Consider the following 18,068-nt stretch of genomic DNA (forward strand, 5'->3'; position numbering starts at 1 on the left):
TGAATTTTCGCTTATCGGTTACCTAATGGGTAAGTGCCCATTGGCTATTGCAAAGCAATACCCGATGGGTAAGAATCTGCGTCAGAGGTGAACCATGAAACTCAGCGAATACATCCGCTCGCTCGACAAACCGAAAGCGCCCGAAGGCAACCCGCTCTGTGTTTACGCGCAGCGGTGCAACGTGACTATCGGTTACATGAAGGTTCATGTGCTGTACGCCCGAAAGGAGCCGCGGTTTCGGCTGCTGCTGGCGTTGGCTCATGAGAGCGATGGTTACGTCAGCATTCCCGAGGTTCTTCAGCATTTCGGTGTAGCCGAGGAGCAATTGCTCTACTCAGGCTCGCAAGCCGCTTGAATCACCCGCCATCACTTACCACCGCTATGCGGGGTGGCGTTGCCGGTACCGGGGCCTTACCAGCGAACCGGGGCCGGCAGTAGCAGGGCAACAAGCCTGACGCCATGGCGGCAGGTGAAATAGAGGCCGGAACACAGGGCGTGCACTCGCGAAAGATACAGCCCTGGTACCGGCGTTCCGGCGGAGCGGCTACCAACCGTTCCGCCTCAACATCCAACACCCCGAGGCACAGCAATGACTGAGGGTGTTGGGCGCTGTAGCCATAGAATAGGGGATTCCCCGAAGCCGTGGCTATGGTAGTTCGCGGGGTTTACTACCAATGAGCACAAGCACAGCAATGACGGGCGGGCCGGTGCGCTCGCTCGCGGCGGCGATCGATCTGGATTGCCGAGAATTCCACGGCGGCCACACAGCCGTTTGCGCGATCCTCGAAGAGCCCTACGGGCCCTTTCAGAAACGCCTCTCCAGTTCCTACCCTGACCACCACCTGAACACCCTGCAGCTGGCCCGCGTTGTCGAGCTGGCCCGCGGGCCGGCCGTGCGCGAGTGGTTCGAGCAGGTGTATGGCGTAGTGAGCTACCAGCCGAAGCCGGTGCAAGCCAGCCACGACGCGCTCAAGCAACTGAGCCGGCTGCTGGAGAAAGAGGGCAAGTTCGTCGGCAGCCTGGTGGGCGGTGCAGCGGACTGCAAATGGGAGGCGCACGAGGTTGAAGCGCTGGAGGAGCACGGCTATGCGCTGATTGGCAAGCTGCTGGGCATCATGGCCGGCGCGCGGGAAGCAATGGAGGGCCGCCGCCATGGCTGATGAACTCGACCTCGCGAGCGAACGCGAAGAACACCTGCGGGCTGGGGCGATCCTGGCTCACCGCAAGGCGGTAGCGCCGGCCTACACCATCAGCGCCGAGCATTGTGAGAGCTGCGGTATCGAGATTCCGGCTGCGCGGCGCCTGGCGGTACCGGGGTGCCAGACGTGCGTGGATTGTCAGGCTTATCGGGAGGCTCGGGCATGAAAGAGCGTCCGATTGTGTTCAGCGGCCCCATGGTGCGTGCCCTCCTTGAAGGCCGGAAGACAGTTACCCGTCGAATCGCCAAGCCGGTAAAGCATCCAGACCTGGGCAACATCTACACGCCTGGCGCCTTGGTGCTAGAGAACGAGCCACAGCATGTGATCGATCGAGCCTGCCCCTATGGCCAGCCAGGCGACCGGCTTTGGGTGCGCGAAAGCCTTCGCCTCGATCCAGAGTACGGTCACTACTACGCCGCCGGCGGCCGGCACGGCGAAACCGTTTACTTGTGCTCGCTGTTCGACGATGAAGATAAGCAGACAGGCCCCAGCTATGACGGTCTGCTGCCTGAGCGCTCGGTGCCCAGTATTCACTTGCACCGCCGGTACAGCCGCATCCTGCTTGAAATAACCGCCGTCCGCGTCGAGCGCCTGCAGGACATCAGCGGCGACCAGGCCGAAGCCGAGGGCGTTGATTCGGCCATGTGCAGGCAGTTCCTCGAAACCTCGCCCAGCCGGCATGAGTGTAAGGAGGCCGTTATCCACGGCTTCGCCGGGCTATGGGCATCCATCAACGGCGATGACTCGTGGCGCGCCAATCCGTGGGTCTGGGTCGTCGAGTTCAAGCGGGTGGAGCAGGGCGAATGACCAAGGCTTCAACTTCCCCAGCCCCCATCGCTGCCTGGGCGCGGCGGTATATCGAGAACTTCAAACTGGCCCTGGTGCCGATACCTGAGGGCGAGAAGGGCCCAACCGGCAAGGGCTGGAACAAGCCCGGCGGGTATATCACTGATGCGGCGAAGGCCGAGGCGCACTGGACGAAGCACCCGAAACAGAACATGGGTGTGTTGCTCGGTGCAAGCGGCGTTTGCTCGCTGGACGTGGACCACGTGGAATGGACGCGCCAGGTGCTGAGCGACCTGCTGGGCATGAGCCTGGACGACGTGGCCGCTGAGCACGCGACCAGCGTGGGCAACCCGGAGCGGTTTCGCATCATGTTCGGAGTGCCTGCTGGCTGTGAGTTCAGCCGGCATTCGTTGGTGTGGCCCAACCCTGAAGACCCGGACGGCTCGAAGCACAAGCTGGCCATGAAGGCGGTGAAGCGCGCGCAGGAGATCGGCGATAGGGCGCTGGAAGCCGAGATGCGGGCCAAGGCGAAGGCGCTGGCCCCGATCACTGTGTTCGAGCTGCGCGGGGGCGAAGTGCAGGATGTGTTGCCGCCCTCGATTCACCCCGGTACCGGCCAGCCCTACACCTGGCGTACGGCGCCGACCGGCGATGCGTTCGCGGAGCTGCCGCGCGACCTGGTGAACATCTGGACTAACTGGGAGGTGTTCAAGCGCATGGCGCTGGACGCTTGCCCATGGGCGCCGAAGGCACCGGAGCCGGTTGCCAAGAAGGCAGCGGCGCCGACCCAGGCCCCGGCCGGCACCGGCGGGAAGGGTGAGTCCGTTGTGGATGCCTATAACCGCGCCTATGACGCCGCTGGCCTGCTGCAGGCCGCCGGTTACATGAAGCGTGGCAAGAAGTGGCTCTACCCGGGCAGCTCAACGGGCCTGCCGGGTATCTCGATCAACGATGAGGGGCGGGTGTATTCGCACCACGGCGCCGACCCGTTGGCGAACGGCCACTGGAATGACCCATTCGATGTGTTCTGCCTCCTCGAGCACGACGGCGACCAGAAGGCGGCGGTAAAGGCCGCGGCAAAGTTGCTCGGGCTGGATCACGCGAGCAAGCGTAAACAGGTGGTGAAACAAAGCGGCCCGATGGCGGATGCGCCGCCGGCGGCCCCCGTGCCTGAGCTGCCGCCGCAAGCTGATGACCTTCCCCCGGCCCCATCTGACGACGAAGCCGCCAGCGAGGGCGGCACCACCAGCACCGGGGGGCGGGGGGAGGCTTCTCGTTGGCCTGGCTGCTGCGGCGGTATGCGCTGATCGAGGGCACCACGCATGTGTGGGATATCGATGCGGCGAAGAAGATCAAGAAGTCGGGCTTCATTGCGCACATCGGCAAGGAGGCGTTCAAGGAGTGGGAGGCGGTCACCGATAAGCGCAAGAAGCGGGTGAGCGAGGAGTGGGTAAAGGATAACGAGCGCACCCAGGCGCTGGCCGGCAAGGCGCTGGGCGATTTCTCGATGCCGATGATGACGCGCTATGTGTACATCGACGGGACGAAGGATGCCTGGGACTACGCGAAGAAGCGGCGCATTGCCGAGGGCGCGGTGAAGATGGCCCTGGGTGATGCGTACAGCTTGTGGCTGAACAGCCCGGATCGGCGTGTGGTGGACATGAACCACATTGTGTTCGACCCGACGATGACGCATGACCCTGAGGTGTACATCAACACGTTCGAGGGCTTGCCGCTGGAGCCGAAGCGCGATGACGCGGCGTGCGAGAACCTGATCTGGCTTGTGTCGTTCCTGTGCAACCACGCGGAGGATGCGGCGCAGTGGTTGTCGCGCTTTCTGGCTTACCCGCTGCAGCACACGGGCGCGAAGATGGATACGGCGGTGCTGATGCATTCGACCACTGAGGGCTCGGGTAAGAGCCTGTTGTTCTCGGTGATCATGGGGCGCATCTACGGCCAGTATTCGGCGACGGTGGGGCAGACGCAGCTGGAGGGCTCGTTCAACGCCTGGCAGAGCGGGAAGATGTGGGCGGTGTTCGAGGAGGTTGTGAGCCGCGACCAGAAGTACAACCAGGTGGGGAAGATCAAGCAGCTGATCACCGGGCAGACGGTGCGCATCGAGTCGAAGTTCGTGAACGGGTGGGAGGAGGCTTCGCACATGAATGCGGTGTTTCTCTCCAACGAGATCGTGCCGTGGCCGATCAGCGACAGCGACCGGCGATTCCTGGTGATGTGGCCGGAGGAGAAGCTATCGCCCGAGCGGCAGAAGGCGATCAAGCATGAGCTGGATAACGGCGGGGTGGAGGCATTTTACGCCTGGCTGCTGGCGTATGACCTGGGCGAGTTCGACCCGCAGACGAAGCCGCCGGTTACGCCGGCGCGCGATCGCCTGGTGGCGTTGAGCCGGGCGCCTTGGCAGACCTTCATGCACCAGTGGCGCCTCGGTGAGTTCGGCGAGGGGCTGTGGGGTGGGTGCTTGAGCAGTGACCTGTATGCGTTGTTCTTGGAATGGTGCCAGCGCAACAAAGAGCACGCGATGAGCCAGACGAAGTTCTCGCTGTTCGTGACGACCATGGGCCTGGACAAGACGCGGGCGATTCCGTGGACGGACCGCAACACACGGCGGTTCGCGGCGTTCTTCTTCCCTAAGGATGAGGCTTCCTTCCTGCCACCATCCGTGGGTGCGGCCGAGCTGGGCAAGCATGTGACCGAATGGCGCGCTCGGGCCCGTAAACACGGCTGGCACGTGGATAAGTGGGACCACGTGCAGGAGGTTGCGGCATGAGTGCGCGCAAAAGTGTGTTGGGTGTGTTGGGTCTGTGTTGGGTTGGTATGGGCAACCTTACACACTTGAGTACCAGTGTTTCCGGGTGTTGTGGCGGTGTGTGTTGGGTGTGTTGGGTTTACGCGCCCGCGCGCGCACGTATGAGAAAAATATCTTCATTCCCTTCAATGGCTGACGGCTGCGTTTTTTCTCTACGCGAGGATTCAAAAAACCTTACCAACCCAACACACCCTACACAGTTTCTTTCAAGGCATTGTTTCATAAGGGTTTTAGGTGTGTTGGGTGTGTGTTGGGTTGGGGCTTTTTGTGTTGGGTTGGGTTTTGGCGGGGGGATTGGCGATGAATGAGGTGATCGAGGCGCTGCTGGTGGCGTGGGGCAACGAGGTGATCAGCCCGGCCCTGGACGTGAGCATCCGCTCGCCATTGGGCACGATGGATGAAGAGGGCGGGCGTGCTGTTGGTGGGTCGCGGTGTTTGATGACCAGCGTGGAGCACAGCCTGGTGATGTCGCCGGCCTCCCGGTTGGTGCAGCAGGCGCTGGATGGGCTGGCATCGGATGAGCCCGCGGGGCTGGGTGCGCTGGGCCGTGTTCTTCGGGGGCTGGCAGTGGTGCGCTACGGGCAGCAGGTAAAGCGGCCGGTGGCCGACCAGTGCAGGGTGTTGGGTATCTCCCAGCGTACCTATCGCACACGGGTGACTGACCTGCACCTGGCGTTGGCGGATGAGCTGCCGCGGTTGATGGGCAAGGGCGCACTGACTGCGACCCTGACGCCGGTTGAGTTGAACGCTCGCAAGCGTTTGGAGAGAGGGCGGTCAGCAGCCAAGCAGGCAGCGCAGCAGAAGCGGCAGCTTTGGGAGCAGCGCAGGGGCGTGGCGTTCATGCTGGCGGTGGCTTCGCTGGCTGCTGGTAAATGACCGTTCGTCGCCGCACTTTGGTACGAACCCGGTACGAACTCTGTTCAACCCGTAACGAACTGAACCACCGAAAATTGGCCGTTGAGTGGTTGCATGTTGAGGGGGTAAAAGGTGCCCAGGCTTTATTGCGGTGCCCGCGATAAACACAGAGCGCTGTGCTGCGCCCCTCGACGGTAGCCCCCGCGCCGTCACCGCCCCCGAAAGGGGGCAACTATTCCGAAGCCCTGCCGATTGGTGGGGCTTCTTCGTTTCTGGCCCTTGGCCGCCTGGGAGGTAGATATGAGCGAGCCGAGCGGTGTCGTTGTAGCCGGCGCGCTTGGCGTCAGCGCGGCTGGCCTGTTTGCTGGTGTTGACGGCAACGCTGCCACCGGCGCGTTCTGCGGTGCGCTGGTGTTCTTCATGGCTCGCCCTGAGCTGGGTCTGTTCGAGCGGCTGGTGTACTTCGGTATCAGCCTGACCATGGGCTACCTCTTCAGCCCCGCGCTCACCGAGTTGACGCTCTGGGGTATCAGGCCGTTCGCTTACTCCGGCCCCGCTGCTTTCGCTGCTGCTGCCATGGTGGTCACGCTGTCGATTGCCGCGATCAAGAAGCGCGGCCCGCCGGTCGCTCGAGGAGACGCTGATGGTTAGCCTAATCCTGACTCAGATCACCTGCTGGCTGTGCGGGGCGGTGTTCGTCCGACTGTTCACGTTCAGCCGCGGCTCTCTGCGTTTCCGCCGGGGTATGTCGTGCCTAGCGTATATCGTCATGGCGTGTTCCGGTGCCGCGGTGATCAACATCTTCCGCGGTGACCTGACCATAACGGCCGATGCCTGGCCGCTGGTGGGGCTGCTGGCTGTGTTCGCATTTTCGGTATGGCGAGCAGGCGGCAACTTGGCGGTGGTGCTGCGACCTGAGAACTCAGTCTGGACTGGCCCCGATCGCAGGCGCCCGAGGTAGGAGAAGTAATCAGTCTTCAACGTCAGGCTGGGGGACCGGTTTATCGCTCTCATCAGTTTCCGGGTTTCGCCGCTTACGAATGGCCTTGGCGGGAATCGCAACGCTCATGAATCCATACATGCTCAGGTTAAAGAAGTGCAGGAAGAGCATGACTACCTCCGGGCGAGTTATGGGCTTATCGCTCGTCCAAAAGAGGTAGATGGCAGCTGCTGACATGATCGTAATAAGCAGGATCACCACATAAGTCGCAATCCTTCCGGCCGACCCTATGAGCGTCTTTGTGGACCTGATGAATTCCGCCCGGGTTTCAGGGCTTGAGTTCAGGAAGTGCAGATACGCACTGACCAAAGCCGCTGCAATTGTGATCAGGGTTGCTACGAAATCCATTGGGTCAATCCATGTCGTTGTGTTGGTCAGGGTGGACTTTAATGCGCGGATCTATAAACGCCAATGACCTCGATGATGTGCTGGCAGCGCTCCAGCAGCTGGAGCCCGCGCTTGCGAACCGGGCCTTGGCCGATGCGTTGAACCATACCCTCAACCAAGCCGAGCCACTGGTCCGCGCTGAGATGAGCAGCGTGTTTGATCGCCCAACGCCCTTTACTCTGAACTCGATCAGGAAGATCAACGCACGTCCGAGCAACCTTGAGGCGGCATTGTGGATCAAGGATGGCAAGGACGGAGCTGCTACCGGCAAGCAGTTCTCGCCTGAGGATTGGGTTGCACCTCAGGTGTTCGGCGGCAGCCGCCAGCGTCGCGCGTCTGAAGCGTGGTTGCGTCAGGCTGGGATCTTGCCTGCTGGGCTCTTCGCTGTGCCAGGTGCGGGTGCCAGGCTTGATCAGTACGGGAACATGCAACGCGGCCACATCATGCAGATCCTGTCAGGGTTGAAAGCACTTAACCGGTCCGGCTCGGATCACAGCGCTACGGCGAGCCGACGCTCACTTCGCAAGGGCCACTCCACGGCGTTCTTCGTACTCAAGCGCGGCAGGACGCCCATTGGAATTGCAGAGCGGCGGGGCAAGGCGGTGGCAGTGGTCATCGCTTTCGTGCGTCAGCCGCAGTACAGCGAGCGCCTGGACTTCCATGGTGTGGTGCGACGCGTTGCCGAGAACGATGCACAGCTCGAAGCGAACATCGACAAGGCAATCGCCGATGCCCTGAGCGGGAAGCTGCCGACCAACTTCAGCCGCCGCCCCGGTGGCCGGCAGGGAGGTTAGCCAGAGGGGCGAGCCGCTGCCGGAAAGGCCGGGGGCCCCTAGAGCGCCGTGGGCCGTAAGGGTAATTCGAGCCCCGCTTTCGCGTTAGCGGCTGGGCTTGAGAGTTAGTTAACAGCGGTGAACTGGTTAACCGCATGAGGTGAACGGTTAACAGGTGATCTTATGGACGTGCTCAGCAAGTCAGAATTCGCGGCTGCCAAAGGGTGGTCGAAGCCATACGTGTCGAAGCTGGGCAAGCTGGGTCGCCTGGTGCTGACAGCGGATGGCCGCGTCGATGTCATCGCCACCAACGCCCTGCTGGCCGAGACCGCCGACCCCAGCAAGGCTGGTGTCGCCGAGCGTCACGAACAGGAGCGGATCACCAAAGGTGTCACAGCTCACATCGCCCCAGGCGCGCCGCTCACCGAAACCCCGCCGACCACCATCGGCAAGCCCGACTTCCAGAAAGCCCGGGCCCACCGCGAGCACTTCCTCGCGCTACTGGCCGAAGACGAATACCTGAAGCAGCACGGCCAGCTGGCTGACGTGACCTCCGTTGAGAACGCTGCCTTTGCCACCGGCCGCATGCTTCGAGACTTATTGCTCGGGCTGCCCAAACAGATATCCCCGGAGATCGCCGCGATCAGCGATCCCTGGGAAGTGGAGCGCCTACTCACCGCTGGCATTCGCCGCGTGCTCGAGGACGCCGATCGCGTTAGCGCCTCCGACCTGGTGGACGCACTCAAACCAGCGAACTGACGACCATGCCTGAACCTTATGCCGATGGTGCCGCCGTGTACCGGTCGGCATACATGCGTGGCCTCACGCCGGATCCTGAATTGTGGATCGACGAGTGGGCCGATGAGTACATGCGCATTCCGCGCGAATCCGGTGCCGCTGAGCCTGGGCCGTACCGCACCGCTCGAACGCCCTATGCGCGTGAGCCGATGCGCTGCCTGTCGCCGGCCCACCCGTGCCGCCGCGTCGTGACCATGGTTGCGTCACAGCTGATGAAGACGCAGATCGCGCTCAACTTCATCGGCGGCTGCATCCACATGGCGCCGTCCAACATCCTGATGCTGCTGCCCACACTCGGCCTGGCCAAACGGGTATCCACCAGGGTTGGCCACACCATCGAGGCGACGCCCGTACTGAAAGAGCGGGTCGCCAAGGCCCGCTCCCGCGACGCCCGCAACACCATGGACACCAAGGAGTTCGAAGGCGGCACGCTTTACGCGACCACCGCCGGCTCCGCGGCCAACCTGGCAGAGCTCGCCGCGCGTTACGTGTACGGCGATGAGGTAGACCGCTGGGATGTCGACGTCGATAACGAAGGCGACCCCATCGAACTGGCGGAGACGCGCACCTCGACTTTCGGCCGTAACGCCAAGGTTTACTTCTCCAGCTCGCCCACGGTCAAGGGCGCCTCTCGCATCGCGGATCTGTTCGCTGAAAGCGACCAGCGCCATTACTACGTCGCGTGCCCGCACTGCAGCGAAATGCAGGTGCTGGAATGGGAAAACCTCAAGTACACGGCTGATTACACCCACGTGCAGTACCTGTGTTCAAACCCTGATTGTGGGTGCCTCATCGATGAGCACCACAAGGGCGAAATGCTCGCCAACGGTGAGTGGCGCGCCCACGCTGAAGGCGATGGCGAAACGGTCGGCTTCTACCTCAACGCGCTCTACGCACCGCTGGGGTGGGTTAGCTGGCTCGGCTTGGCAAAGCAGTACGACAAAGCCAAGAAGGCCCAGGATAAAGGCGACCTCGAGCCCATGCAGGTGTTCTACAACACCCGCCTGGCCCGGCTCTGGGACAGCGCCATGGAGGTCACCCAGGCCAAAGAGCTGCAGGCGCGGGCTGAGGATTACGAACTCGGCTCCGTGCCGTCTGGCGTGCTCATGCTGACCGCGGCTGTGGACACCCAGCACAACCGCCTCGAGCTGCTGGTGCTGGGGTGGGGCGAGGGCATGGAGCGTTGGGTGATCGATCAGCAAGTGATCAGCGGTGACCCCTCCGATGAACGCACCTGGCTCGCCCTGGACGAGAAGCTAAAGGCGCGGTACCGCCACACTTCCGGTGTCGAAATGGCGATCTGCGCCACGGCTGTCGACTCTGGTGGCCACCACACCGACGAGGTGTATCAGTTCTGCCGCCTACGCCGTTGGCGCAACGTGTTCGCCGTTAAAGGCGCAAGCAAGCCCGGCCGGCCCGTCATCGCGCAGCGACCTTCCAAGGTTGACGTGACCCGCAAGGGCTCGGTCGAGAAACACGGCGTTGAGCTATGGATGGTTGGTACCGACACCGCAAAGGATTGGATCTACAACCGCTATCCGCTCAACGAAGGCCCGGGTGCCATCCACTTTTCTCAGGACCTGCCTGAAGACTGGTACCAGCAGGCTGTCGCGGAACGGAAGATTGCGCGTTACGTGAAAGGCCACAAACGCATCGAGTGGGTGAAGGGCAAAGCCGATCGTAACGAAGCGCTCGACTTGCTGGTTTACAACTTGGCGATGGCTCACTACTTGGGCCTGCATCGCTACAAAGAACCCGAGTGGGCAAGGCTGCGGGCTGCCGTCAGCCAGGGCAGCTTATTCGCAGACCGCCCAGCGAAGCCCGCCGAGCCCGTGCAGGCAAAACCAGCGCCCACCACTGCAACACCGACCCCACCAGCAACACCTGCCAAACCAGCCGCAGTGCGGCCCGGTCGGCGCGTGGCCAGCAGTGGGTACCTGAAACGCCGCTGACAGCAACCGAGGCAACCATGACCGATGCCAAACAGCGCCTGGCGGAAGTCCGGGCCTCAATCAAACAGATCCTGGAGACAGGCCAGTCGATCCAGAAGGGCGACCGTCGCCTGGACCGTGCTGCGCTCGCCAGTCTGCGCATGCTCGAGGAGCAGTACGCCGCCGATGCAGCGAAGGAAGCGGCCCAGGCTCAACGACGGCCACGCATCACCCGGCTCTTCAGCAGAGGCAAAGGCATCCTATGACGCGCACCCGCGGAATACCCAAGCGCCTGCGTAACAGCTACGAAGGTGCCGGCACCGGTCGCCGCGCCCTCGGCTGGGATGCACCGGAGGGCGCGCTCAACGCAATCGCTTTGCCGGCGCTGCCCGCTCTGCGCAAGCGCTCCAAAGCGGCGGTGCGCAACGACCCGTACGCCTTCAGTGCGATCAGCAAGCGCGTCAGCAACATCATAGGCACCGGCATCACACCGCGCGCTTCCATCAAAAACGATGCGCTCCGCGCGGAGCTGCGTCAGCTCTGGGAGGACTGGGTAGATGAGGCCGACGCCGATGGCTTAGCCGACTTCTACGGCCAGCAGGCGATGATCGCCCGCATGGTCGAGGAAACTGGTGAGTGCTTCGTGCGCCTTCGCTACCGTCGCCCTGAGGACGGCTTCGCCGTACCGCTGCAGCTGCAGGTGCTGGCGGCTGAATATGTGCCGTTGGATCGCAACTTCCGCACCCGGGCCGGCAACAACGTTCGCGCGGGCATTGAGTTCAACGCTATCGGTCAACGGGTGGCGTATTGGATGTACAGCACCCACCCGGGTGATTCGCAACTGATGTCGGTTGGCTACAACGTATTGAACCGTATACCGGCCGACCAGGTGCTGCACATTTTCGAGCCTACCGAAGGCGGCCAGCTACGCGGCATCCCGCGTCTGGCTCCGGTGCTGCTGCGGCTGAAGTCGCTGGACAACTACGACGACGCCGTACTGTTCAGGCAGGAGGTGGCCAACCTCTTCGCCGGCTTCATCACCCGCAAGGCTGTTGAGGGTGGGCCGCCTGAGATCGACCCGCTCACGGGGCTGCCAGTCGTCGTGGATCGTGACGGCGCGCCGCTTGTTGGGCTCGAGCCCGGTTCTATGCAGGAGCTGATGGAAGGCGAGGAGGTCACCTTCTCCGACCCGCCAGATGCAGGCGGCACCTATGTCGAATTCATGCGGCAGCAGCTGCAGGCCTCCGCTGTTGGTGTCGACCTGCCGTATGAGCTGCTGACTGGGGATATGGGCGACATCAGCGATCGCGTGTTGCGAGTGCTGCTCAACGATTTTCGCCGGCGCATCGAGCAATTGCAGTTCGGCGTTTACGTGTTCCAGCTGTGCCGCCCGGTGCGGCAGGCCTGGTTGGATGCTGCCGTGCTCTCTGGCTCGATTGACCTGCCTGACTACACCGCACGCCGCCGCGAATACCAGCGCACTCGCTGGGTACCGCAGGGCCACCCCTACATCCATCCGGTGCAGGACGTGGACGGCAAACTCAAGGAAATCAAAGGCGGCCTGGCCAGCCGCAGCGAACACGTGCTGCGCACCGGCTACGACGCCGAGCAGATCGACGAAGAGAACGCCCAGGATAACGCGCGAGCGACACGCCTGGGGCTCACCTACAGCAGCGATACCAGCCCGGCCCAGCCGGCGAAACCCGAGGACGAATAATGAAAGCCATCCGTCATAACTGGCTCGCAGTAATGCTGGCCGCCACCCTGCATGGGGTTTGTACCCTAGCCAATCCGCGCATCTTCAACCGCGCCAGTGGCGCACCTGAGGTGCAGGCAGAGCACTGGTACAGCATTCGTGCGGTCGGTGAGGGTGCCGAAAAGGCTATTGAGATCTATCTCTACGGCGAGATCGGCTACTGGGGGATCACCTCGGCAGACTTCATCCGAGACTTGCAGGCGGTTGACGATGGATCGTCACCGATCGTAGTGGCCATCGATTCCATTGGGGGCGACCTGTTCGACGGCATCGCCATCCATAACACTCTGAACCGCCTGGGTGATCGCTGCACGGCTCGAATCGATGGGGCCTGCTACAGCGCTGCCAGTGTTGTGGCTGCAGGCGCCCACCGTGTTGAGATGGCCGACAACGCGCTGTACATGATCCATAACCCGTGGACGTTCGCAGCGGGCGACAGCGAAGACCTCCGCAAGGTCGCTGACATGATGGACAAAGCCTTCAACGGCATTGTCGCCAGCTACCAACATCGGCCGCTGACCATCGAGGATGCTGAGCTGCGCCGGCTCATCAATGAAGAAACCTGGTTCACCGCACCAGAAGCCAAGGCCGCCGGCTTCGTCGATGAGGTGCTTTCTGGTGACTACCCCAAGTTCAGCAACAGCCAAGGCAAGATACTCAACCGCTACCAGCATGCGCCACAGGCTGCGCACGATCTGTTGGCCAGCGCCGACCCAGAGCCAGACCCCGATCCCGCCGCGGATCCTGAACCGCAACCTGATCCCGAACTGGAGCCGGCAGTACTCGCTGAACAGCTCGCCGCAGACTGCCAGTCAGCAGGGCTGGGCAACGTCGCCTCCTACTTGATCAAGGCCAGCGGCCTGAAAAGCCGAGCAGCGGTGCAAGAGCACCTGGTGCGTGCGAAGGCGGTGCGTGATCTCTGCGTAGTGGCGAAGCTGCCGGATGAAGCCCAATCCCTGATCGAGGGTGGTCTGTCCGTCGACCAGGCCCGTGTGAAGCTGTTCGACAAGGTGGTTGCCAACAGCAACGCCGTGCACATCGACAACAAACCCCCACTGCCAGAAAACCCGCCAGCGCCCTCGGCGAAGCCGGTCGACCCTGGCGCGATTTACAACAGCCGCAAACCCAAAACCTCGTAAGGAGGAAACATGAACATCAAAACCGAAGGCGTTCACGCCGGGGAATTCCTCCTGTCGGAGGCGAGCGGCTACCGCAGCCGCGCCAACATCGTAATCAGTGCCGGCGCCGGCAAGCTGCTGGCCGGTACGCTGATTGCCATCCTCACGTCTGCTAACGCTGGCCAGGTGACCGCTAACGCGGAGAACGCCGGCAACGGCGTGCTCAATGGCATCGTCGTAACCAGCGCAGCCGTTACGGGCAGCTACCTGGTCAGCGTGACCGCCGCCGGCGCCGAGGGCGCCAAGTACACGGTCACCGGTCCGGGCGGTAATGAAGTAGGCAAGGGCGTAGCCGGCACCCAGTTCGTGGGGGGTGGGCTGACTTTCGATCTCGCAGAAGGCGTCACGCCGTTTGCGAAAGGCGACGAGTTCGCCATCGCCGTCCAGGCCGGCCTGGGCGAGTGGGTTGCCTACGATGAGTCCGGTGCCAATGACGGCCGGCGCGCCGCCAGTGGTGTGCTGTGGGCCAACATCGATGCCACTGACAACGACGTCAAGGCCGCCGCCATCGTCCGCGATGCCGAAGTGATCGACAGCCTGCTGACCGGCCTGGACGCGGCGGGCGAAGCTGAACTGCTCGCCCTGGGCATCGTGGTCCGTACCTCGCTGCCGGATAACCCCAAGCTCGGCGGCTAGAAGCCCGCTGTCCACCCGACACCCTGAACCCCGCTGCTGCGGGGTTCGTCATTTCTAGGAGCCTGTCATGGCTGAGATTTCGATTTTTGAAGACGAGGCGTTCAGCGTCACGAACCTGCTCGCAGTGATCAACGAAGAACACGTAGTGCCTGGGCAGATCGCCGCATCAGGCTTGTTCGAAGAGCAGGGCAGCTCTACGGTTACCCAGCAGATCGAGAAGGACGGCACTACCCTGCAGCTTGTCGAGGCCAAGCCGCGCGGTGGCGTGCCGCAAGTCGTCGCTGCAAGCAAGCGCAAGCTGATCCCGTTCAACACCATCCACCTGCCGCAAACCTTCACCATCTACGCAGACGAGATCCAAGGCATTCGTGCTTTTGGCTCGCGCACTGAGCTGCAATCTGCTCAGGCAGTGGTCGAGGCCCGCATCCGCAAGGCGCGCCTGCAGATGGAGCTTACCCACGAGTATCAGCGTATCGGCGCCATCAAAGGCCTGATCCTTGATGCTGATGGGAAGACCGAACTGCTGGATATCTATCAAGCCTTCAGTCTGGATCGCCCTGATCCTATTTCGCTGGGGCTCGACGATCCGGAAACGGACGTCAGTGTGGTTCTGGTCGACGTGCTGGATGAGCAGGAAGAAGCTCTGGGCACCACGCCATCCAGCACAGCCCGCGGCTACGCGGGTAAGGAATTCTGGGCCAAGTTGATCGCTCACAAAAGCGTGCGCGACACCTACCTGAATACCCTGCAAGCATCCCAGCTTCGTGGTGACCGGCGCCTGGCGTTCGAGTTCGGCGGTGTGGTGTGGGAGCGCTACAAAGGTCAGCTCGGCGGCACGCACTTCGTGGAGCCAGAAGAAGCCCACATCGTGCCGGAGGGCGTACCGGGTCTGTTCATCACCGCCTTCGCGCCGGCCGATTACATGGAAACGGTCAACACCCTGGGCCTGCCGTTCTACTCCAAGCTCGAGCGCCTGCCGTATGACAAGGGCATCGCCGGCGAGGCGCAATCCAATCCGCTGCACCTGTGCACCAAGCCGCTGGCTGTGCGCACAGTCACCATCTGACGTGGCGGGCTTCGGCGAAGCACTGGCGGCAATGGATGCCGCCATCGAAGACAGCCTCAGCGACGGCCTGGCGGACTTCTTGTCCGCCAACGGCACCCCACAGCGGCAGGGGCTGGCGGTCATGCTGGACAAGGACGCGGAGCGCGTGGACGTGGTGACTGGGATGGTAGGGCGTTCGGTGACCATCGCCGTGCGGCGTGCTTCGCTCGGCCAATACGACCGCAAAGGCTCGTTCCGGCTCGACCCGAGTGCCTGGGGCGCCGATGCCAAAACCTGGCACATCGATGGTATCGCCAGCGATGACGGCCACTGGGTCACCTTCTACGTGGTGCCATAACCATGCTGATCGACAAGCAATCCGAAATCGTCGCGGAGGTTATCGCGCGCCTGGCTGTCGTGGAGTTCTTCGGCGGCCAGGTGACTGAGGACAGCGTGCTTCGCGTAATCGATGCCGAAGACACCGAAGGCCTGCCAGATGACTTCATCGTCATCCAACCCGGTGGTGCTGAGGAGCTGGAGCGTGCCCCCGGCGGTGCCAGCGTGCGCGAGCAGGTCACGCTGAACATCACGGCTATCACTCGGCGGCGGGGTTTTGCTCCGCTGCTGCGTGCTGCCCGCATCGGCATCAAAGCAGCGCTCCCTGGCACGAAGGGCGATCTCAAGACACAGGGCGTTCAGCAGATCGCCTTTCAACCCGAAACACCCATGCCGCCCACTGAGGGCCGGCGCTGGGCATGCCACGTGATGCCTGTTCAGGTCACCTACGTGCAGCCCCTCAAGTGAGGAAATCGCAATGCCCAAGATCAACATTACCCACGCCTTCAACTTCCAATCCGGCGGCGTGACCAAGCACTTCAAGAAGGGCGAACAGGACGTGCCCCAGGCCGTAGCTGACCACGCCATCGAGCGTGGTTACACCCCCAAGCCGAAGGCCGACAAAAAAGCCGAAGCCGAAGCGCCTGCAGCAAAGGCCTGAGCCGCACTGACCCCATTCGACAGAGGAACCTTCAATGTCTCAAGTTGACCGCTCGTTCATTGGCGAGGGCATTGCTTATGCTCGTGCCTATCAATCCCAGGATCCGCTCTTGGATATGGGCAACTGTGATGCCTTCAACATCGCCTTTACCACCAACCGCCAGACGCTGCCGAACTTCCGCGGCGGCGGCGGTAACCGCAACGTGCGTGAGCGCGTGACGGATGTCACCTCCACCGTGGGTTTGTACGACTTCACCGAAACCAACGTGGCACGCATCACCCGATCCACAATCCAGAGCATCGCTGCTGGCGAACAAGTAGATGAGCCGGCTACTGCTGGCGGCGTCGAGGGGGAGCTGATTCCCTTCAAGTATCTGCCAGACCTCAGCAAGCCGGTGACTGTAAAGGGCGCAGACGACACAGAGCTGACAGCTGGCGTCGACTACCTGCTTACCCCTCATGGCATCCTGCGCACTGCTGGCTCCAAGATCACCGCGGCGGGTGTGCTGTTCACTTACACCAAACGTGCATCCAGCGCGCTGCAGATGCTCAACGGCAGCGCGGTTGAGTTGGAGATATTCATCGCTGGCCTCAACGATGCGCAGAGCGGTGAGCCCTACAGCCTACGCCTGCGCCGCGTGAAGTTCGGCATGCTGGCATCGCTGCCGGTGTTTGGTCAGGAGTACCTGAAGCTGGAAGGCCCGGCCGAACTGCTGGCTGATCCGCTGGTGTTGACCAATGACATCAGCAAGTTTTGCCAGATGGATATTGTCAATAAGGCAGCGTGATCATCTCGGCCATGGACGGCCGCTTGCCCTAGCCACTCCCAGCAGTGTTAGATTCCTGGGTTTTGAGGAGGGATCCACATGCGGCACCTATTTTTTATTCTGGCGCTAGCCGCTGGTTGGGCCAATGCTGCGCCAATCTACAAGTGTGTAGATCAGTCTGGTAAGACGCAGTTTACCGACAAACCATGCACCGGCTCAGCTAGCGGCACGTTGCTTAACGCACCAAAGCTCGTGCCCATTGAAGTTGAAGACTTCGGGCCTGCCATCAAGCGCGCGGATGCGGCTGAGGCTTGCGAATCAGCGGCACGCAGACGTGCGAACAATCCCAGTACAGTGGATTTCTCAAGGTTCTGGTCGGCGGCATTTGCGGATTTTCCTGATGGTCGCGCGACATTTGCATCTCAGTTCACGGCCAAGAACTCGTTCGGAGTTGAACTGAGGTTTGATATTTCCTGTTACTTCAAGGGCGATAACTTGGCGGAGGTCTCTGTAGCCGAGGCACGCTAGCTAACTCCCTTGTAAAAGCCCGCCTCGGCGGGTTTTTTTTCGCCTGGAGAAAAGCATGGCCGGCATCAAAGATCGTCTGATTCAGTTCATTCTGCGCGGCAAGGATGAGCTGTCGCCCGAGGCGAAGAAGTCGACCGAGGCCCTCGAGGAGCTGCGCAACCAGGCCGCCTCGCTGAATGAGCAGCTGGATAGTGCGAAAGGCGAGCGCGGTCTGGTGCGCGATATGCTGGCCACCCAGCGTGCGCTCGATCAGTCACAGCGGGTGCTGGGCCAGACCGAAGAAAGCATCAAGGAACTGCGCGAGGCGCTAAACGCTAACCCTGAAGGGGCGGGCCTCAAGCAGTCGCTGAAGGATGCCGAGCGCGAAGGTGCTCGGCTGCGGCGAGTGGTAGCCAGCTTGACCGGTGACCTGGGCGCCCACGAGAAAGCGGCCAGGGCTGCCGGCGTTGATACCACCCGCCTGGCCGAAGAAGAGAAGCGCCTGGCGCGGGAAGTCGACAACGCCAAGCAGGCGCTGGCCGCCAATGGCCAGGAGCTCCGCGCCCTTGAGCGCGAGCAGGCCAGGGCCAGCCGCACCGCGGCTGAGCACGCTGGTCGAGTAGGCGCGGT

At 62.4% G+C, this 18,068-nt stretch carries 22 protein-coding genes and 1 pseudogene; 21 read left to right on the plus strand and 2 right to left on the minus strand.

Going from position 1 to position 18,068, the window contains the following annotated elements; all coding sequences use genetic code 11:
* Positions 1 to 94 precede the first annotated feature (94 nt).
* From ACZ0AV_RS01215 to ACZ0AV_RS01250, 8 genes and pseudogenes are all read left to right on the plus strand, one after another.
* The gene (locus ACZ0AV_RS01215; RefSeq protein WP_499149352.1) at positions 95 to 355 is read left to right on the plus strand and encodes a hypothetical protein; all 261 of its coding nucleotides are present in this window, start codon (positions 95 to 97) and stop codon (positions 353 to 355) included.
* Between the two features lie 319 nt (positions 356 to 674).
* A complete protein-coding gene (locus tag ACZ0AV_RS01220) occupies positions 675 to 1,160 on the plus strand; it encodes a hypothetical protein (RefSeq protein WP_499149353.1) in 486 nt (161 codons plus the stop codon).
* On the plus strand, positions 1,153 to 1,365 hold the full coding sequence (locus ACZ0AV_RS01225) for a TraR/DksA family transcriptional regulator (RefSeq protein WP_499149354.1): 213 nt from the start codon (positions 1,153 to 1,155) through the stop codon (positions 1,363 to 1,365). Before ACZ0AV_RS01220 ends, ACZ0AV_RS01225 begins: the two co-directional genes overlap by 8 nt.
* A complete protein-coding gene (locus ACZ0AV_RS01230; RefSeq protein WP_499149355.1) occupies positions 1,362 to 2,006 on the plus strand; it encodes a hypothetical protein in 645 nt (214 codons plus the stop codon). The genes ACZ0AV_RS01225 and ACZ0AV_RS01230 overlap by 4 nt, the downstream gene beginning before the upstream one ends.
* Positions 2,003 to 4,770, plus strand: a pseudogene (locus ACZ0AV_RS01235) (bifunctional DNA primase/polymerase). The gene ACZ0AV_RS01230 and the pseudogene ACZ0AV_RS01235 overlap by 4 nt, the downstream one beginning before the upstream one ends.
* Positions 4,771 to 5,109: 339 nt before the next feature.
* Positions 5,110 to 5,685: a hypothetical protein gene (locus ACZ0AV_RS01240; RefSeq protein ID WP_499149356.1), complete on the plus strand. Its 576-nt coding sequence runs from the start codon at positions 5,110 to 5,112 to the stop codon at positions 5,683 to 5,685.
* Between the two features lie 279 nt (positions 5,686 to 5,964).
* On the plus strand, positions 5,965 to 6,315 hold the full coding sequence (locus tag ACZ0AV_RS01245) for a putative holin (protein WP_499149357.1): 351 nt from the start codon (positions 5,965 to 5,967) through the stop codon (positions 6,313 to 6,315).
* Complete coding sequence (locus ACZ0AV_RS01250) at positions 6,308 to 6,625, plus strand: phage holin family protein (RefSeq protein WP_499149358.1); 318 nt, start codon at positions 6,308 to 6,310, stop codon at positions 6,623 to 6,625. Before ACZ0AV_RS01245 ends, ACZ0AV_RS01250 begins: the two co-directional genes overlap by 8 nt.
* A 9-nt stretch (positions 6,626 to 6,634) precedes the next feature.
* On the opposite strand, the gene ACZ0AV_RS01255 is transcribed toward ACZ0AV_RS01250, so the two are convergent.
* The gene (locus tag ACZ0AV_RS01255) at positions 6,635 to 7,012 is read right to left on the minus strand and encodes a hypothetical protein (RefSeq protein ID WP_499149359.1); all 378 of its coding nucleotides are present in this window, start codon (positions 7,010 to 7,012) and stop codon (positions 6,635 to 6,637) included.
* A 41-nt stretch (positions 7,013 to 7,053) separates the two neighbouring features.
* Between ACZ0AV_RS01255 and ACZ0AV_RS01260 the strand changes: the two genes are divergently transcribed.
* From ACZ0AV_RS01260 to ACZ0AV_RS01320, 13 genes are all read left to right on the plus strand, one after another.
* Positions 7,054 to 7,845, plus strand: a complete 792-nt coding sequence (locus ACZ0AV_RS01260; protein WP_499149360.1) for a hypothetical protein — start codon at positions 7,054 to 7,056, stop codon at positions 7,843 to 7,845.
* 162 nt (positions 7,846 to 8,007) lie between these two features.
* Entirely contained in the window at positions 8,008 to 8,583 is a 576-nt protein-coding gene (locus ACZ0AV_RS01265; protein ID WP_499149361.1) for a terminase small subunit, read from the plus strand.
* 5 nt (positions 8,584 to 8,588) lie between these two features.
* Positions 8,589 to 10,574, plus strand: a complete 1,986-nt coding sequence (locus ACZ0AV_RS01270; RefSeq protein ID WP_499149362.1) for a phage terminase large subunit family protein — start codon at positions 8,589 to 8,591, stop codon at positions 10,572 to 10,574.
* Between the two features lie 17 nt (positions 10,575 to 10,591).
* Entirely contained in the window at positions 10,592 to 10,819 is a 228-nt protein-coding gene (locus tag ACZ0AV_RS01275; RefSeq protein ID WP_499149363.1) for a hypothetical protein, read from the plus strand.
* Complete coding sequence (locus tag ACZ0AV_RS01280) at positions 10,816 to 12,270, plus strand: phage portal protein (RefSeq protein ID WP_499149364.1); 1,455 nt, start codon at positions 10,816 to 10,818, stop codon at positions 12,268 to 12,270. Before ACZ0AV_RS01275 ends, ACZ0AV_RS01280 begins: the two co-directional genes overlap by 4 nt.
* On the plus strand, positions 12,270 to 13,448 hold the full coding sequence (locus ACZ0AV_RS01285; RefSeq protein WP_499149365.1) for a head maturation protease, ClpP-related: 1,179 nt from the start codon (positions 12,270 to 12,272) through the stop codon (positions 13,446 to 13,448). The genes ACZ0AV_RS01280 and ACZ0AV_RS01285 overlap by 1 nt, the downstream gene beginning before the upstream one ends.
* 9 nt (positions 13,449 to 13,457) lie before the next feature.
* Positions 13,458 to 14,123 (plus strand): head decoration protein, encoded by a 666-nt coding sequence (locus ACZ0AV_RS01290; RefSeq protein ID WP_499149366.1) that lies wholly within the window; start codon positions 13,458 to 13,460, stop codon positions 14,121 to 14,123.
* Between the two features lie 67 nt (positions 14,124 to 14,190).
* Positions 14,191 to 15,189 (plus strand): major capsid protein, encoded by a 999-nt coding sequence (locus ACZ0AV_RS01295; RefSeq protein WP_499149367.1) that lies wholly within the window; start codon positions 14,191 to 14,193, stop codon positions 15,187 to 15,189.
* 31 nt (positions 15,190 to 15,220) lie between these two features.
* Positions 15,221 to 15,526: a hypothetical protein gene (locus tag ACZ0AV_RS01300; protein ID WP_499149368.1), complete on the plus strand. Its 306-nt coding sequence runs from the start codon at positions 15,221 to 15,223 to the stop codon at positions 15,524 to 15,526.
* 2 nt (positions 15,527 to 15,528) lie between these two features.
* A complete protein-coding gene (locus tag ACZ0AV_RS01305) occupies positions 15,529 to 15,972 on the plus strand; it encodes a hypothetical protein (protein WP_499149369.1) in 444 nt (147 codons plus the stop codon).
* 10 nt (positions 15,973 to 15,982) lie between these two features.
* Entirely contained in the window at positions 15,983 to 16,165 is a 183-nt protein-coding gene (locus ACZ0AV_RS01310) for a hypothetical protein (RefSeq protein WP_499149370.1), read from the plus strand.
* 34 nt (positions 16,166 to 16,199) lie between these two features.
* Positions 16,200 to 16,952, plus strand: coding sequence for a phage tail tube protein (locus tag ACZ0AV_RS01315; protein WP_172139018.1), 753 nt, complete (start codon positions 16,200 to 16,202; stop codon positions 16,950 to 16,952).
* 78 nt (positions 16,953 to 17,030) lie between these two features.
* Complete coding sequence (locus tag ACZ0AV_RS01320) at positions 17,031 to 17,459, plus strand: DUF4124 domain-containing protein (RefSeq protein WP_499149371.1); 429 nt, start codon at positions 17,031 to 17,033, stop codon at positions 17,457 to 17,459.
* Positions 17,460 to 17,766: 307 nt separating this feature from the next.
* Here ACZ0AV_RS01320 and ACZ0AV_RS01325 read toward each other — a convergent pair whose 3' ends face one another.
* Positions 17,767 to 18,048 (minus strand): hypothetical protein, encoded by a 282-nt coding sequence (locus tag ACZ0AV_RS01325; protein WP_499149372.1) that lies wholly within the window; start codon positions 18,046 to 18,048, stop codon positions 17,767 to 17,769.
* Positions 18,049 to 18,068: the final 20 nt, after the last annotated feature.

Source organism: Pseudomonas sp. AC532 (assembly GCF_979258965.1).

What these genes read in the sequence shown, in the direction of transcription:
- ACZ0AV_RS01310 (WP_499149370.1), top strand. Translation starts at nt 15,983, where the DNA reads ATGCCCAAGATCAACATTACCCACGCCTTCAACTTCCAATCCGGCGGC.
- ACZ0AV_RS01290 (WP_499149366.1), top strand. Translation starts at nt 13,458, where the DNA reads ATGAACATCAAAACCGAAGGCGTTCACGCCGGGGAATTCCTCCTGTCG.
- ACZ0AV_RS01225 (WP_499149354.1), top strand. Translation starts at nt 1,153, where the DNA reads ATGGCTGATGAACTCGACCTCGCGAGCGAACGCGAAGAACACCTGCGG.
- ACZ0AV_RS01240 (WP_499149356.1), top strand. Translation starts at nt 5,110, where the DNA reads ATGAATGAGGTGATCGAGGCGCTGCTGGTGGCGTGGGGCAACGAGGTG.
- ACZ0AV_RS01280 (WP_499149364.1), top strand. Translation starts at nt 10,816, where the DNA reads ATGACGCGCACCCGCGGAATACCCAAGCGCCTGCGTAACAGCTACGAA.
- ACZ0AV_RS01315 (WP_172139018.1), top strand. Translation starts at nt 16,200, where the DNA reads ATGTCTCAAGTTGACCGCTCGTTCATTGGCGAGGGCATTGCTTATGCT.
- ACZ0AV_RS01230 (WP_499149355.1), top strand. Translation starts at nt 1,362, where the DNA reads ATGAAAGAGCGTCCGATTGTGTTCAGCGGCCCCATGGTGCGTGCCCTC.
- ACZ0AV_RS01300 (WP_499149368.1), top strand. Translation starts at nt 15,221, where the DNA reads ATGGATGCCGCCATCGAAGACAGCCTCAGCGACGGCCTGGCGGACTTC.
- ACZ0AV_RS01320 (WP_499149371.1), top strand. Translation starts at nt 17,031, where the DNA reads ATGCGGCACCTATTTTTTATTCTGGCGCTAGCCGCTGGTTGGGCCAAT.
- ACZ0AV_RS01265 (WP_499149361.1), top strand. Translation starts at nt 8,008, where the DNA reads ATGGACGTGCTCAGCAAGTCAGAATTCGCGGCTGCCAAAGGGTGGTCG.
- ACZ0AV_RS01260 (WP_499149360.1), top strand. Translation starts at nt 7,054, where the DNA reads ATGCGCGGATCTATAAACGCCAATGACCTCGATGATGTGCTGGCAGCG.
- ACZ0AV_RS01275 (WP_499149363.1), top strand. Translation starts at nt 10,592, where the DNA reads ATGACCGATGCCAAACAGCGCCTGGCGGAAGTCCGGGCCTCAATCAAA.
- ACZ0AV_RS01255 (WP_499149359.1), bottom strand. Translation starts at nt 7,012, where the DNA reads ATGGATTTCGTAGCAACCCTGATCACAATTGCAGCGGCTTTGGTCAGT.
- ACZ0AV_RS01215 (WP_499149352.1), top strand. Translation starts at nt 95, where the DNA reads ATGAAACTCAGCGAATACATCCGCTCGCTCGACAAACCGAAAGCGCCC.
- ACZ0AV_RS01220 (WP_499149353.1), top strand. Translation starts at nt 675, where the DNA reads ATGAGCACAAGCACAGCAATGACGGGCGGGCCGGTGCGCTCGCTCGCG.
- ACZ0AV_RS01270 (WP_499149362.1), top strand. Translation starts at nt 8,589, where the DNA reads ATGCCTGAACCTTATGCCGATGGTGCCGCCGTGTACCGGTCGGCATAC.
- ACZ0AV_RS01295 (WP_499149367.1), top strand. Translation starts at nt 14,191, where the DNA reads ATGGCTGAGATTTCGATTTTTGAAGACGAGGCGTTCAGCGTCACGAAC.
- ACZ0AV_RS01305 (WP_499149369.1), top strand. Translation starts at nt 15,529, where the DNA reads ATGCTGATCGACAAGCAATCCGAAATCGTCGCGGAGGTTATCGCGCGC.
- ACZ0AV_RS01250 (WP_499149358.1), top strand. Translation starts at nt 6,308, where the DNA reads ATGGTTAGCCTAATCCTGACTCAGATCACCTGCTGGCTGTGCGGGGCG.
- ACZ0AV_RS01245 (WP_499149357.1), top strand. Translation starts at nt 5,965, where the DNA reads ATGAGCGAGCCGAGCGGTGTCGTTGTAGCCGGCGCGCTTGGCGTCAGC.
- ACZ0AV_RS01285 (WP_499149365.1), top strand. Translation starts at nt 12,270, where the DNA reads ATGAAAGCCATCCGTCATAACTGGCTCGCAGTAATGCTGGCCGCCACC.